Below are 15,367 nucleotides of genomic sequence, written 5' to 3' on the forward strand. Positions count from 1 at the left end.
CCCCTTTTACACGGTTGGTTAGACAGACAGATATTTCGAGACCTGCGCGGCATCGACGGCCTCGCGCGGGTCGTCGCGAACGATCTCGCCGTTCTCGATCACCAGCACGCGGTCGGCGATATCGAGCGCGAAGCTCAGGACCTGCTCGGACACGACGATCGAGAGCCCCTTCTCGTCGCGGATCCGCTTGAGGGTGCGTGCCATGTCCTTGATGATCGACGGCTGGATGCCTTCGGTGGGCTCATCCAGCAGCAGCACCTTCGGCTTGGTCGCGAGCGCGCGGGCGATCGCGAGCTGCTGCTGCTGGCCGCCGGAGAGATTGCCGCCGCGGCGGCCTTTCATCTCCAGAAGCACCGGAAAGAGTTCATAGATGTCGCCGGGCACCTCCGCGCCGCCGGAGACGACGAGCCCGGTCTCGATGTTCTCCTTCACCGTCATGGTGGAGAAGATCATGCGGCCCTGCGGCACATAGGCGAGGCCCTTGGCGACGCGCTCGTAGCTCTTGAGGCTACCGAGCTCGGCACCGTCCATGGTCACCGAGCCGCTTTTCGCCGGCAAGATGCCCATCAGCGACTTCATCAGCGTGGTCTTGCCCATGCCGTTGCGGCCCATGATTGCCACGATCTCGTTGGGCGCGACCTTGACGTTGAGCCCATGCAGCACCTCGCTCTGGCCGTAGGCGACGTGAAGATCTGAAATAGCCAGCATCGTTAGCTCCTAGACTCGGGGCTTCTTCACCTCTCCCCACCGGGGAGAGGTCGGCGCGTAGCGCCGGGTGAGGGGGTGCAGGCCCCACGAGAGAGCGAAGCCCCTCACCCGAATTGCTCTTGACGATGCTGCGCATCGCAAAGCGCAATTCGACCTCTCCCTCCGGGAGAGGTGGACCTCCGCCATGGCGATAGCTTTCGTCATCTCAGTGCCCCAGATAGACTTCGACGACCTTGGGATCGTTCTTCACCTTCTCCATGGTGCCCTCCGAGAGGATCTGGCCCTGGTGCAGCACGGTGACCTTGTGCGCGATGTCCTCGACGAACTTCATGTCGTGCTCGATCACCAGCACCGAGCGGTTCTTGATGATGCGGTTGAGCAGCTCGGCAGTCTTGGCGCGCTCGGATACGCTCATGCCGGCGACGGGTTCGTCCAGCATCAGGAGGTCAGGGTCCTGGATCAGCAGCATGCCGATCTCGAGCCATTGCTTCTGGCCATGGCTGAGCTCGTCGGCATAGGTGTCGAGCTTGTCCTTGAGGAAGATCATCTCCGCGACCTCCTCGACCCGGTCCTTGACCGGCTGGTCACGCTGAAAGGTCAGCGAGCCGAACACCGTGCGACCGCGTGGAAACGAGATCTCGAGATTCTCAAAGACGGTGAGATCCTCGAACACCGACGGCGTCTGGAATTTGCGGCCGACGCCGGTCTGCACGATCTCGTTTTCCTTCATCTTCGTGAGCTCCTTGCCACGAAACTGAATCGAGCCCGAGGTCGCCTTGGTCTTGCCGCAGATCAGATCGAGCACCGTGGTCTTGCCGGCGCCGTTGGGACCGATGATGACGCGGATCTCGTTCTCCTCGACGTAGAAGGAGAGATCATTGACCGCCTTGAACCCGTCGAACGAGACGGTCAATCCGGAGACCGCGAGCAGGAATTCTTTGGGCTGATGTCCCACGAGCATGATGGCCTCCTCACTCTGCCGGTGCGCCGTCGGCGACCGAGTTGTCGTTCCAGCCCGACTTCGACTTGCGCGAGACGAACAGCCGATCGAGGCGCGGCTGCACGTAGTCGGCCCAGAGCCCGGACAGACCGTTCGGGAAGGCGAGCACGACGGCGATGAACAACGCACCGAGGCCGAACAGCCAGAGTTGCGGGAAGGATTCCGACAGGCTGGTCTTGGCGAAATTCACCAGGATCGCCCCCCATATCGCGCCGAAGATCGACATCCGCCCGCCGACCGCGGTGTAGATCACCATCTCGATCGACGGCACGATGCCGACAAAAGAAGGCGACATGAAACCGACATTGAGCGCGAACATGGCGCCGCCGATCGCGGCGAAGACCGCGGCCATGCAGAAGGCAAAGATCTTGAAGTTGGCGACGCTGTAGCCGGAGAAGCGGACGCGGTCCTCCTGCTCGCGCATCGCGACCAGGATGCGGCCGAGCTTGGTCAGGCGGATGAACTGCGCGATGCCGATGCAGGCGAACAGCAGCACCACCTCGACGAAGTACAGGATGATCTTGGCGTGGTCGGGCCGGATGTCCCAGCCCTTGAGTGTGCGCAGATCGGTCATGCCGTTGATGCCGCCCGTATAACCCTGCTGCCCGACGATCAGGATGGTCAGGATGGCGGCGACGGCCTGGGTGATGATCGCGAAATAGGTGCCGCCGACGCGACGCTTGAACATGGCGGTGCCGATGATCAGAGCGAAGAGACCGGGGACCAGGATGATGGCGAGGATGGTGAAGGTGAGGCTGTGAAATGGCTGCCAGAACAGCGGCAGTGACGTGATCTGATTCCAGTCCATGAAGTCAGGGATGCCAGGCGTCGACTGGATTTTCGTGTTCTCGACGCTGGACGCCTCGAGCTTGAGGAACATCGCCATGCAATAGCCGCCGAGGCCGAAGAACACGCCCTGTCCCAGGCTTAAGATGCCGCCATAGCCCCAGCACAGCACGAGGCCGAGCGCGACGAAGGCGTAGGTCAGGTATTTCGCGACCAGATTGAGGCGGAACACGTCCAGCGAGAGCGGCAGGATCACGAACAGCATTGCGGCCAGAACGATGAAGCCCATGAGTTCGGATCGATTGAAGAAGCGTGAGTTGATGATCATGACTTGCCTGCTTCTCGTTACTTGCGGACTTTGAGGGCGAAGAGACCCTGCGGTCGCAGCATCAGGATGCCGACGACAGCAAGCAGCGTGAGCACCTTGGCCATCGATCCCGACATGAAGAATTCGAGCGTCGATTGCGTCTGCGAGATCGAGAAGGCCGAGGCGATGGTGCCGAGCAGGCTGGCGGCGCCGCCGAACACGACGACGAGGAAGGTGTCCACGATGTAGAGCTGGCCCGACGTCGGCCCGGTCGAGCCGATCATTGTGAAGGCGCTGCCGGCGACACCAGCAATGCCGCAACCAAGCCCGAACGTGTAGCGGTCGACCTTCTCGGTGTTGATGCCGACCGCGCCGGCCATGATGCGGTTCTGCACCACGGCACGGACCTGGCGGCCCCAGCGCGACATATAGAGAACGTAGGCCACAGCGATGGTGATCAGCACGGTGAGACACATCACAAAGACGCCGTTGATCGGCACCTCGATGCTATCAGTCACGTGCAGCGACCCGAGCATCCATTGCGGCAGCTCGACGCCGACCTCGCGGGCGCCGAACACGGAGCGATAGGCCTGCTGCAGCATCAGGCTGAGGCCCCAGGTCGCGAGCAATGTATCGAGCGGACGCTTGTAGAGATGCCGGATCAGAACCCATTCCACCAGCATTCCCAGCGCACCGGACGCGACAAAAGCCAGGATCATCGCGAGGAAGAAGTAGCCGCTGAACAGGCTTGGCAAATAGGCCTGGAAGAAGCTTGAGGTCATCCAGGTGACGTAGGCCCCCAAGATCATGAACTCGCCGTGGGCCATGTTGATGACGCCCATCTGGCCGAAGATGATCGCCAGTCCCAAAGCCATCAGGACGTAGACCGAGAACAGGATCAGTCCCGCAAAGCCCTGCATGACGAAGATGGAGCCAAGGTCACCAAGCGAGTAGTCGCCGAACATCGATGTCCTCCGTCGGGGAAAGGGTCCCGCGTCGCGAGCAGATTCGCGACGCGGGGGTCTTGGGCATGGACTTGCGATCCACGCCAGGGAGAGGCTTGATCTAGAGGGGAGCGCGAGCGACGCCGCGGCTCTTACTGGTAGCCCTTCGGGAACGGATCCGGCTCGACGAGATCGGCGGTCTCGTAGATCAGCTCGAACTGGCCATCGAGCTTGGCGCGTCCCACCCGGGTCTTCGACCAGAGGTGATGGTTTTCGTGGATGCGCACATAGCCTTCCGGCGCGCCCTTGAACTCGACGCCGGGCGAGGCCGCCGCAATCTTGTCGACGTCGAAGGAGCCGGCCTTCTCGACCGTCAGCTTCCACAGCCACGGGCCGAGATAGGCAGCCTGGGTGACGTCTCCGATCACGGTCTTCTCGCCCCACGCCTTCTTGAACGCCGGCACGAACGCCTTGTTGTTCGGATTGTCGAGCGACTGGAAGTACTTCATGCAAGCATAGGCGCCCGCAATGTTCTCGCCACCGATGCCGTCGATCTCGTCCTCGGTCACCGAGATCGTGAGCAGCGGCTGCTTGGCGAGATCGATGCCGGCGGCCTTGAGCTGCTTGTAGAACGCGACGTTCGAGCCGCCGACAACGTCGGTGAAGATCACGTCGGGCTTGGTCAGCTTGATCTTGTTGATGACCGAGTTGAACTGGGTGCTGCCGAGCGCATAGTACTCTTCGCCGACGACCTTGCCCTTTAGCACGTTCTCGACATGCTTGCGCGCGATCTTGTTCGAGGTGCGCGGCCAGATGTAGTCGGAGCCGATGAAGAAGAACGACTTCGCGCCCTTCTCCTTGGCGATCCAGTTCAGGCCGGCGAGAATCTGCTGGGTCGCCTCCTGGCCGGTGTAGATGACATTCTTGGACTGCTCGAGGCCCTCGTAGAAGGTCGGGTAGTAGAGCATGCCGTTATACTGCTCGACGACCGGCAACACCGCCTTGCGCGAGGCCGAGGTCCAGCAGCCCATGATCGCCGCGACCTTGTCGTTGACCAGCAGCTTCTTGGCCTTTTCGGCGAAGGTCGGCCAGTCCGAGGCGCCGTCCTCCTGGATGAACTTGATCTTGCGCCCGAGCACGCCGCCGGCGGCATTGATCTGCTCGATGGCGAGCTTCTCGGCTTCGATCGAGCCGGTCTCGGAGATGGCCATGGTGCCGGTCGCCGAGTGCAGGATGCCGACCGTCACCTCGGTGTCGGTGACCGCGAGGCCTGTGGTGTTGACCGCCGAGGTCGCCGGAGCCTGCGCAAACGATGCCCGTGGCAGCATCGTGATAACAGGCACGGCCGCCATTCCCATCAACAGTTTACGCCGGAGCGGCGACAACAAGCCCTTGTTTGCTTCGTCTGACATGAGCACCCCACTTTTGTTCGATGACACGCGTTGGTGCCGGTGAGGATGGCTCGAATTTGTGCAGCTCAAGCATACGCAAGATCGCGTATACTGCACCGCAAAATGCCGACGTAGGCTTTTGGTACGGAAATTGCGAGGGGCTCCGGGTCCGTATCGGGAGTGGGGTAAAGCGTGGCAGGGCGGCAGCGAATAGACCGCGTCAGGCGCCAGTACAACCAATGGGTCGCCAACCAGACGCTGGAAGACTATGCGCTGCGCTTCACTGCGAAGAGCGCCCGCCGCTGGTCCGCCGCTCGCGTCGCCAACACGGCGCTCGGCGCGATCTCCTTTCTGGCGCTGGAAGCGATCGGCGGCACCATCACGCTGAACTACGGCGTCACCAACGCCAGCGCCGCGATCCTCGTCGTCTCCGCCATCATCTTCTTCTGCGGCGTGCCGATTGCCTATTACGCGGCCAAATGCGGCATCGACATTGACCTGCTCACACGCGGCGCCGGCTTCGGCTATATCGGCTCGACCATCACCTCGCTGATCTACGCCTCTTTCACCTTCATCTTCTTCGCCATCGAAGCGGTGATCCTGGCCACCGCGCTCGAGATGTGCTTCGGCATTCCGCGCCCGATCGGCTACCTCATCAGCGCGGTCGCGATCATCCCGCTCGTCACCTACGGCATCACCCTGATCAGTCGTTTCCAGCTCTGGACGCAGCCGATCTGGGTCATCCTGCACGTCCTGCCCTTTGCCGCGATCGCCTGGGCCAATCCGTATTCGTTCACGGAGTGGCGCAAGTTCGCCGGCGAGCATGGCGACGCAAACGGACATTTCGACCTGTTGCTGTTCGGTGTCGCATCCTCCGTGGTGTTTTCACTGGTGGCGCAGATTGGCGAGCAGGTCGACTTCCTCCGGTTTCTGCCGCGCGACCGCCGCACGTCGCGCACCTCATGGTGGATCGCCCTGCTGATCGCGGGGCCCGGCTGGATCATCTTCGGCGCGCTGAAATTGCTGCTGGGCTCGTTTCTCGCCTTCTTTACGTTGAGCCATGGCCTCTCCAGCGAGCTGGCAGCCGAGCCAGCGCACATGTATCTCGAAGCATTTCGATACGTGCTGTCGCAGCCGGACATGGCGCTGGCGCTCACCGGCACGTTCGTGATCCTGTCGCAGATCAAGATCAACGTCACCAATGCCTATGCCGGCTCGATTGCCTGGTCGAACTTCTTCTCGCGATTGACGCACAGCCATCCGGGCCGCGTGGTATGGCTGGTGTTCAACGTCATGGTGGCGCTGCTCTTGATGGAGATTGGCGTCTACAAGGCGCTGGAGCAGACGCTGGCGCTCTACTCGAACGTTGCGATCGCCTGGGTCGGCGCGCTGGTCGCCGATCTCGTCGTCAACAAGCCGCTCGGCCTGCGCCCGCCGCAGATGGAGTTCAAGCGCGCCCATCTCTACGACATCAACCCGGTCGGCGTCGGCGCCATGACGATCGCGACCATCGTCTCGATCGCGGCATTCTATGGCCTGTTCGGCCCTGTCATGAAGGCGCTCGCCGCGTTCGTCGCATTGGCCGTCGCCTTCGTCACCGCGCCCGTCATCGCCTGGCTCACCGACGGAAAATACTACATCGCGCGCAAGCCCAAAAAGAGCTGGGCCAATATCGAGGCGATCCAGTGCTGTATCTGCGAGCACAGTTTCGAGCCGGAAGACATCACCTCCTGCCCGGCCTACGCCGGCCCGATCTGCTCGCTGTGCTGCTCGCTCGATGCCCGCTGCCACGATCTCTGCAAGCCGCACGCGCGCGCTCAGGTGCAATTCTCCGACGCGCTCAGCAGGATCTTGCCGCAGCCGATCTATCAGCGCATCAATTCGCAGTTCGGCCATTATATCGGCGTGTTCGTGGTCTCCGCGGGTCTGGTCGCACTGGTGCTGGGGCTGATCTATCTCCAGACCTCGGCGACCGTATATGGCGAGAACATGCTCGTCTCCAACGTGCTCTGGAAGGTGTTCTTCTCGCTCAGCATCATCATCGGCGTCGTCGCCTGGCTGTTCGTGCTGGCACAGCAGAGCCGCCGGGCCGCGGAAGCTGAAACGAAACGGCAGACCGCGCTGCTGATCCAGGAGATCGACGCGCACAAGCGTACCGACGCCGAGCTCCAGCGCGCCAAGGAAGTCGCCGAATCCGCCAACCTTGCCAAGAGCCGCTATGTCGTCGGGCTGAGCCACGAGCTGCGCTCGCCGCTGAACGCCATCAGCGGTTACGCCCAGCTCCTGGAGCAGGACGCAACGCTCGCGACCAAGCCGCGCGACCAGGTCCGCGTCGTCCGCCGCAGTGCCGATCACCTCTCCGGCCTGATCGACGGCATCCTGGATATCTCCAAGATCGAGGCGGGGCGGCTGTATTTGTCGCGCGACGAGGTCCGCCTCAGCGAATTCCTCGACCAGCTCGTCGGCATGTTCCGCCTTCAAGCCGCCGCCAAAGGCATCGACTTCGTGTTCAGGAGGCCCGCCTCGCTTCCGCTCGTCGTCTATGCCGACGAGAAGCGGCTGCGCCAGGTGCTGATCAATTTGCTCTCCAATGCGATCAAGTTCACCCAGGCCGGCAGCGTGCAGTTTGTCGTGCACTATCGCAGCCCCGTCGCCGAGTTCGAGGTGATTGATACCGGTCCCGGCATCCAGAGCGACGATCTCGAGCGCATCTTCGCGCCCTTCGAGCGCGGCGCGCTCGGTGTCTCGCAGCCGCAGACCGGAACTGGCCTAGGCCTCACCATTAGTCGGCTGCTCGCCGGCGTCATGGGCGGCGACATCAAGGTCATGAGCACGGTCGGCGCCGGTAGCACGTTCAAGGTCAAGATCCTGCTGTCGGAGGTGACCAATCCTCGGCGTATCGCGCCGGTGGAGGCGCCGGTCTCGGGCTATCACGGCGCGCGCAAGACTATCCTCATCACCGACGACGACCCCGTGCATCGCGACCTCCTGCGCGAGGTGCTGACACCGCTCGGTTTCATCCTGCTCAGTGCCCCCGACGGCCCGGGGTGCCTGGCGCTGGCGCAGCATTGCCGGCCTGATCTGTTCCTGCTCGACATCTCCATGCCGGCCATGGACGGCTGGGCGGTGGCCGAGGCCCTGCGCGCGAGCGGCCATCACCAGGCGCGCATCCTGATGGTGTCGGCGAGTGCGTTGGAGGCCCACGGCACGCCGCTGGCGCAGCCCTTCCACGATGGCTATCTGATGAAGCCGATCGACATCCCGCGGCTGCTGGAGACGATTCGCCAGCTCCTCAAGATCGAATGGCAATACGGCTCGGACGAGGTCGTGGCACCGTTCTGGCGGCCTGAGAGCGGATCAAAACCGCCGGTGCGGCACATCGAGGCGCTGATCGGTCTCGGCCAGATCGGCTACGTCAAGGGCATCCAGCTGAAGCTGGACGAGATCGGCAGCGAGCATCCCGAGCATGCCGACTTCGTTGCGGAAATGCGGTCGCTGGTCGACCGCTTCGATCTCGACCAGTACATGGCCACATTGAAGGCGTTGCATGCGCATGAGCATTGAGTCGAGGAAGCGCGATGTCGCGCTCGTTGTCGATGACTCCCCGGAAACGCTGCGGCTGCTCACCGATGCGCTCGATGGCGCCGGGATGACGGTGATGGTGGCGCTCGACGGCGCGGCCGCGATGCGTATCGTCGACCAGATCACGCCCGACATCGTGCTGCTCGACGCCGTGATGCCCGGCATCGACGGATTCGAGACCTGCCGCCGCCTCAAGCGCGATGCTGGCCTTGCCAATGTGCCCGTGATCTTCATGACGGGGCTCGTCGAAACCGAGCACATCGTTCAGGGCCTCGAGGCCGGCGGCGTCGATTACGTGACAAAACCGATCGTGATCGAGGAGATGCTGGCGCGCATCCGCGTGCATCTCGGCAATGCCCGCCTGACCCAGAGCGCGCGCGCCGCACTCGACGTCTCCGGCCGCTTCCTGTTCGCGGTCAATCGCCAGGGCAACGTGCTCTGGGCAACGCCGCAGGCGCAGAAGCTGCTATCGGACCATCACGGCGCACAGGCCGACGACTTCGTCCTGCCGCCATCGCTGCTGCAATGGCTGGAGCAGGCCAGGAGCAAGGGCAGCTCGAAATCTCAGGCGGCCTCTTTGCCCGACAATCCGCAACTCCGGTTCCATTACATGGGCGAAACCGCGCCGAACGAGTTCCTGCTGCGGCTATCCAAGGAGTCCGGCACCACGCCGCCGCCCGAATTCACCAGCGAGCTCGGCCTCACCACACGTGAAGGCGAGGTGCTGGCCTGGCTCAGCAAGGGCAAGACCAACCGCGACATCGCGCAGATTTTGGGATTGAGCCCGCGCACGGTCGACAAGCATCTGGAGCAGATCTACGCCAAACTCGGCGTGGAGAACCGGACGGCCGCGGCGGCGATTGCGACAAATGCGACGCGGCGGAACTCGTGAGCGTACCGCGGATGAGTTGCGACGCCGCCTATCTAGCAAAAAGTGTCGTCCCGGCCTAGTGCGCATTGCGCACGGGGGGCCGGGACCCATAACCACAGGGAGTGGTTTGGCGAAGATTTGTTGTTGTGGGACTACCACCAATCACGATCGATAGATTCCGCGGTATGGGTCCCGGCCCCCCGTGCGCAATGCGCACTAGGCCGGGACGACGGCGGAGTTTAGGGCGCGATCGCCGTCGTCCCTCACCTGCGCACTAACGACTCACCCATACAAAAACGCGGCATCATCCAGATCCGTCTTCGGAATCTCGTCCTTCTCGGTCCAGTAATCCTGACTGTGCTGCCATTCCGGCTTGTCGCCGCGCTTCGGCAACAGGTCCATGTTACGCATCATGTAGCCGGGGTTGAAGTTTTCCGGATCGATCCAGGGCAGGATCGGCATGTTGTGGTCTTGGCGCAAGCTCACCTCGACCTTCTTGGCGCCCTTGGCCTTCATATGGCCGAGCAGCCGGCAGACGAAGTCGGCGACGAGATCGACGCGCAGGGTCCAGCTCGCGCGGAAATAGCCGAACACCCAGACCATGTTCGGCACGCCCGTGAACATCATGCCGCGATAGGTGACGGTGTCGCCGAAGGCGAGCGGCTTGCCGTCGATCTCGAAGGCGATGTCGCCGAGGGCGGCGAGATTGAAACCGGTCGCGGTGACGATGATATCGGCCTCCAACAGCTTGCCGGATTTGAGCTGGATGCCGTTCTCGACGAAGCACTCGATCTCGTCGGTGACGACGGAGGCCTTGCCGCTTGCAATCCCCTTGAACAGATCGGCATCCGGCACGAAGGCGATGCGCTGCCGCCACGGCCGGTACTTTGGCGTGAAATGCGTCTCGACGTCGTAGTCGGGACCGAGGACCGCGCTGATCTGGCCGATCAGCTCCTTCTTGACCTGCTCGGGCTTGGACACGCAGAGCTTTGTGAACGCATCCTGCTCGAACAGGATCTTGCGCCGCACGATCTCGTGGATCCACTCCTCGTCGACCTGCAGCCGGCGCAGCTCCTCCGCGATCTCGATGGCGTTGCGGCCGAGCCGGAAATAGGTCGGTGAACGCTGGAGCATGGTGACATGCGCGCACTCGTCGGCGATGTTCGGAACAAGTGTTGCCGCGGTCGCGCCCGAGCCGATCACGACCACCTTCTTGTCCTTGAGATCGATGTCGTCAGGCCAGGTCTGCGGGTGGACGATGCGGCCCTTGAAACGGTTCCTCCCCTTCCATTCCGGCGTGTAACCTTCCGAATGGCGGTAATAGCCCTGGCACATCCAGAGGAAGTTGGCTGTGAAGGTTTTCGGCTCGCCGGTATCGGTCGTCACCGCCTCGATGGTCCAGAGATTCTGCTCGCTCGACCAGCTCGCGGAATTGATCTTGTGCTTGTAGCGAATGTGCTTCGCGAGATCGTTGTCCTCGATCACCTCGTTCATGTAAGCGAGGATCTCTTCGGCGGTCGCGATCGGCGGTCCGACCCAGGGCTTGAAGCTGTAGCCGAAGGTGTGGAGGTCGCTGTCCGAGCGGATGCCGGGATAGCGATGCGTGTTCCAGGTGCCGCCGAACGTCGCCTGCGTTTCGAGGATGACGTAGCTCGTACCCGGCAGCTGCTTTTCGATATGATAGGCGCTGCCGATGCCGGAGATGCCGGCGCCGACGATCAGTACGTCGAAATGTTCGGAAGCTTGCTTGGTGGCGGTGTGACCGCGAACAGCGACATTCATTGTTACTTATTGCCTTGCTTTGTTTTTGTGGCCGGCCTTGATCGGACGGCGCGTTTCCTCCGCGACAGGCAGTGTCGCCCATCGCGCTTCCGCTTCAAGATGACATAGATCAGGTCGCGGTCAAATCACAGTGCCGCACCCCAGCTCCGTGCGGTCTGCAAGATCCAATCGCGGTAGAGCGTGAGCGGCGTGACGCCGGTCAACCCGCCGCAACCGTCGGCGCCGTTTGGCCCTGTCGACCAGCTGACGACGCCGACGAGCACGGCGCCATTCGGCTTGTCCTCGAACACAGGGCCGCCGGAATCACCGGTACAAGCGCCGATTCCGTCGCGAACACCGTTGGTTACGGGATCGACCAGCCGGATCTGGAGCGTCCCGGGCTGGCCGGTGGCGATAAGCGCAGCGACACGCGTGATGCCGCCGCTCTTGCCATCGCCGCGAACTGTGACGCCGATGCCGGCGATGGTAAAACGGCTGCCGACGCGGATCGGAATATTCGGTGCACCGACTGGCACCGTCGATTTTCCCTTGGGTGGAATTTCCAGTTGCAACAGTGCCACGTCGGCGGTCGCCCGATGCGCCTGCATCGCCTGCATGTTGAAGTTCGGATGGATCGCGACAGAACGGACGTTCAGCAATTGCGGCTGGCCGTCGGCGCCGCGATCGACGATCTTGTAATCCGCGCCGGGCTGCACGCAGTGAGCGACGGTGAGCACGAGTTTTGGTGCGATCAGGCTACCGGTGCAGAAATTGCCGCGCGAGCCGACGATCGTGACAATGGCGCGCGCGACACCATCCGCCTGCGGCGTGCCGCCGCCGACGATCGCGTGAGCAGGCGTGGCGAGCAGCAGAGCGGACGTGATGAATGTCGCAATTGTTTTCATGGGAACGTCTTGGCAGTAGGTTCGTCAGGGGCGGAGTTTGCTTCAGGCTGGCCCTTGCCGATAGCGCGTGCTAGCCGTCTTGTCAGCTATCTTGGCACTGAATTGACGAGGGCGGGACCTTGACGATCGAAGCTGTGATCTTTGATTTTGGCGGCGTGTTGACGAGCTCACCGTTCGAGGCGTTCGCCCGGTTCGAGACCGAACGCGGCCTGCCCATCGACATCATCCGGCGCACCAACGCCGCCAACCATCTGGAAAATGCCTGGGCCAAGTTTGAACGCGCCGAGGTGGATATCGACACGTTCGATCATTTGTTCGCCGAGGAATCACGTGCGCTCGGCGCGGAGGTGCGCGGCCGCGACGTGCTGCCGCTGCTCCAGGGCGATCTGCGTCCTGAGATGGTCGAGGCGTTGAAGCGCATCACGGCGCAATTCAAGACCGGCTGCATCACCAATAACCTTCCGGCCAACGCCATCGGCAGCATGACGGGACGTTCCCTCTACATCGCCGAGGTGATGGTGCTGTTCGATCACGTCATCGAGTCCGCCAAAATCGGCCTGCGCAAGCCGGATCCACGCATCTACCGGCTGATGGTCGAGACGCTGAAGGTCGATGCGAAGAATTGCGTCTATCTCGATGATCTCGGCGTCAACCTCAAACCCGCGCGCGAGATGGGCATGACCACGATCAAGGTGACGAGTGGGGCGCAGGCGATCGCGGAGCTCGAGGCCGCGACGGGGCTGAAGCTGAGTTAAGCTGCTCATAACAGGGACGCGTCGCCTCAACAAACTCGTCATTGCGAGCGCAGCGAAGCAATCCAGACTGCCTCCGCGGAGGGATTCTGGATTGCTTCGCTTCGCTCGCAATGACGGTGTTGAGCGAGCCCGCCTGGCGAACTGACTATTCCGCCGCGGAGGCGATCCGCTCGGGAAAGGCGGCCGCGAGCGAGGCGCGGTCGGGCTTCAGCACGCCGCGCTCGGTGATGAGGCCGGTCACGAGCCGCGCCGGCGTCACATCGAACGCATAGTTCGCGACGGGCGAACCCTCCGGCACGATACGCACCGTCTCCAGCCGGCCGTCGGCGGTGCGACCGGTCACGTCGGCGACCTCCACGCCGCTGCGCTGCTCGATCGGGATGTCGCGGATTCCATCATGAACGGCGAAGTCGATCGTCGGCGACGGCAGCGCAACGTAGAATGGCACACCATTATCATGCGCGGCGAGCGCCTTCAGATAGGTGCCGATCTTGTTGCAGACATCGCCATTGGCGGCGACGCGGTCGGTGCCGACAATGGCGAGATCGACCATGCCGTGCTGCATCAGATGGCCGCCGGTATTGTCGGGGATCACCGTGTGCGGCACGCCATGATGGCCGAGCTCCCAGGCCGTGAGCGAAGCGCCCTGGTTGCGCGGACGGGTCTCGTCGACCCAGACATGGACCTTGATGCCGCGCTCATGCGCGAGATAGATCGGCGCCGTCGCCGTGCCCCAGTCGACCGTCGCAAGCCAGCCGGCGTTGCAATGAGTCAGGACATTGACCACCTCGCCGGGCTTCTTTGCTGCCATCGCCTCGATCAGCTTCAGGCCATTGCCGGCGATGCCGCGGTTGATCTCGACGTCCTGTTCGACGATCTCGTCGGCACGCGCGTAGGCCGCCTCCGCCCGTTCGACCGGATCGATCGGCGCCAGCGCCGCACGCATCTCGTCCAGCGCCCATTTCAGATTGATCGCGGTCGGCCGCGCCACGACGAGCGTCTCATAGGCACGCTTCAGGCCGGCGTCGGAGGCGTCCTCGCGCATCGCGAGCGCCATGCCGTAAGCCGCGGTGGCGCCGATCAGCGGCGCGCCGCGCACCAGCATGTCGCGGATGGCGACTGCCGCGTCTTCGCATGACGTCAGCTTCGCAATGACGAACTCATGCGGCAGCCGGCGCTGGTCGATCGCGCCGACCGACCAGCCGTCACGCTCGCGCCAGATGCTGCGAAAATGCTTGCCGTCGACCTTCATGGCATTCTGCCTTTCGTCTCAACCACGCAGGATGCGCCCTGCCACCGCATCGAGCTTCTTCAAAAGCTCGGGATCACGCGCCTCGGGCGCCGTGATCAGCGCGGTGTCGAGCGTACGATCCGAACCGATCGGACACGGCTCGTGCTCGCGCGGAAAATCCTTCGCCAGCCGCACCACAAGCGCTTTCGCCTTGTCGGCATTCGAGTTCAGCACACGGATGATGTCCTGGACTGTGACCGCATCATGGTCGGGATGCCAGCAATCGAAATCCGTCACCATCGCGACCGTGGCGTAACAAATCTCCGCTTCGCGCGCGAGCTTGGCCTCGGGCATGTTGGTCATGCCGATCACGGAGTAGCCCAGCGTTTTGTACGTCATGCTTTCCGCATAGGTCGAGAATTGCGGCCCTTCCATGCAGACATAGGTACCGGTACGCGCGATTGCGATGCCCTCAGCCTCGGCGGCTGCAGCCAAGTGAATACGCAGCCGCGGCGAGACCGGATGCGCCATCGACACATGCGCGACGCAGCCTCGGCCGAAGAACGAGCTCTCGCGCTTGTGGGTGCGATCGACGAACTGATCGATGAGAACGAAGGTGCCGGGCGGCAGTTCCTCCCTAAAGGAGCCGCAGGCTGACAGCGAGATCAGGTCGGTGACGCCGGCCCGCTTCAAAACGTCGATATTGGCACGGTAGTTGATGTCGGAGGGCGACAGCCGATGGCCCTTGTCGTGCCGCGGCAGGAACACGACCGGCAGGCCCGCCATAGTGCCGCGCCGCACGGGCGCGGACGGCTCGCCCCAGGGGCTCTCGATCACCTCTTCGCGCGCACCCTCCAGGCCCGGCAGATCATAGATGCCGGAGCCGCCGATGATGCCCAATACCGCCTGCGTCATGCCCGCTCCATCCCGTCCGCGCTGTGCGACATGGTGAAGCTATGCCAGTTTTGCGGCGGTTTTGGAACGGGGGTGGGGGGAGGGACTGTGAGGAGCGCGCCTCACACTCGAAGTCGTCCCGGCGAAGGCCGGGACCCATAACCCCAGGGAGTAGTTTGGCGAAGACTCGTCGTTCGGTACAACGACCGTTCGCAACCGATAGATCACGCGG

Annotated in this window: 12 protein-coding genes; 3 read left to right on the plus strand and 9 right to left on the minus strand. The window is 63.0% G+C overall.

Annotated elements, in window-relative coordinates:
- Window positions 1-18: 18 nt before the first annotated feature.
- From urtE to urtA, 5 genes are all read right to left on the minus strand, one after another.
- Window positions 19-708: an urea ABC transporter ATP-binding subunit UrtE gene (urtE, locus tag CWO91_RS25690; RefSeq protein ID WP_130217408.1), complete on the minus strand. Its 690-nt coding sequence runs from the start codon at window positions 706-708 to the stop codon at window positions 19-21.
- Between the two features lie 205 nt (window positions 709-913).
- Entirely contained in the window at window positions 914-1,669 is a 756-nt protein-coding gene (gene urtD / locus CWO91_RS25695) for an urea ABC transporter ATP-binding protein UrtD (protein ID WP_130217409.1), read from the minus strand.
- 10 nt (window positions 1,670-1,679) lie between these two features.
- Window positions 1,680-2,822: an urea ABC transporter permease subunit UrtC gene (urtC, locus tag CWO91_RS25700; protein WP_165405701.1), complete on the minus strand. Its 1,143-nt coding sequence runs from the start codon at window positions 2,820-2,822 to the stop codon at window positions 1,680-1,682.
- A 17-nt stretch (window positions 2,823-2,839) separates the two neighbouring features.
- Complete coding sequence (gene urtB, locus CWO91_RS25705) at window positions 2,840-3,766, minus strand: urea ABC transporter permease subunit UrtB (RefSeq protein ID WP_091887114.1); 927 nt, start codon at window positions 3,764-3,766, stop codon at window positions 2,840-2,842.
- Window positions 3,767-3,897: 131 nt separating this feature from the next.
- The gene (gene urtA / locus CWO91_RS25710) at window positions 3,898-5,157 is read right to left on the minus strand and encodes an urea ABC transporter substrate-binding protein (RefSeq protein WP_128930796.1); all 1,260 of its coding nucleotides are present in this window, start codon (window positions 5,155-5,157) and stop codon (window positions 3,898-3,900) included.
- A gap of 171 nt (window positions 5,158-5,328) precedes the next feature.
- Here urtA and CWO91_RS25715 point away from each other — a divergent pair, with 171 nt between their 5' ends.
- Together CWO91_RS25715 and CWO91_RS25720 are read left to right on the plus strand one after the other, a co-directional pair.
- Window positions 5,329-8,700 carry a hybrid sensor histidine kinase/response regulator gene (locus CWO91_RS25715; protein WP_130217410.1) on the plus strand — a complete coding sequence of 1,124 codons (3,372 nt, stop codon included), beginning with the start codon at window positions 5,329-5,331 and terminating at the stop codon, window positions 8,698-8,700.
- Window positions 8,684-9,610: a response regulator gene (locus tag CWO91_RS25720; protein ID WP_165405702.1), complete on the plus strand. Its 927-nt coding sequence runs from the start codon at window positions 8,684-8,686 to the stop codon at window positions 9,608-9,610. The genes CWO91_RS25715 and CWO91_RS25720 overlap by 17 nt, the downstream gene beginning before the upstream one ends.
- A 261-nt stretch (window positions 9,611-9,871) precedes the next feature.
- Here the strand turns inward: CWO91_RS25720 and CWO91_RS25725 are convergent, their stop codons facing one another.
- Both CWO91_RS25725 and CWO91_RS25730 read right to left on the minus strand, forming a co-directional pair.
- On the minus strand, window positions 9,872-11,371 hold the full coding sequence (locus CWO91_RS25725) for a flavin-containing monooxygenase (RefSeq protein ID WP_130217411.1): 1,500 nt from the start codon (window positions 11,369-11,371) through the stop codon (window positions 9,872-9,874).
- Between the two features lie 125 nt (window positions 11,372-11,496).
- A complete protein-coding gene (locus CWO91_RS25730) occupies window positions 11,497-12,255 on the minus strand; it encodes a S1 family peptidase (protein WP_130217413.1) in 759 nt (252 codons plus the stop codon).
- A gap of 119 nt (window positions 12,256-12,374) precedes the next feature.
- On the opposite strand from CWO91_RS25730, the gene CWO91_RS25735 reads away from it, so the two are divergent.
- On the plus strand, window positions 12,375-13,010 hold the full coding sequence (locus CWO91_RS25735; RefSeq protein ID WP_165405703.1) for an HAD-IA family hydrolase: 636 nt from the start codon (window positions 12,375-12,377) through the stop codon (window positions 13,008-13,010).
- A gap of 145 nt (window positions 13,011-13,155) precedes the next feature.
- Here the strand turns inward: CWO91_RS25735 and mtnA are convergent, their stop codons facing one another.
- Complete coding sequence (gene mtnA / locus CWO91_RS25740; RefSeq protein WP_130217415.1) at window positions 13,156-14,262, minus strand: S-methyl-5-thioribose-1-phosphate isomerase; 1,107 nt, start codon at window positions 14,260-14,262, stop codon at window positions 13,156-13,158.
- An 18-nt stretch (window positions 14,263-14,280) separates the two neighbouring features.
- The gene (locus tag CWO91_RS25745; RefSeq protein ID WP_130217417.1) at window positions 14,281-15,156 is read right to left on the minus strand and encodes an S-methyl-5'-thioadenosine phosphorylase; all 876 of its coding nucleotides are present in this window, start codon (window positions 15,154-15,156) and stop codon (window positions 14,281-14,283) included.
- Between the last annotated feature and the right edge of the window lie 211 nt (window positions 15,157-15,367).

Source organism: Bradyrhizobium genosp. SA-3 (assembly GCF_004212635.1).
Classification (GTDB): domain Bacteria; phylum Pseudomonadota; class Alphaproteobacteria; order Rhizobiales; family Xanthobacteraceae; genus Bradyrhizobium.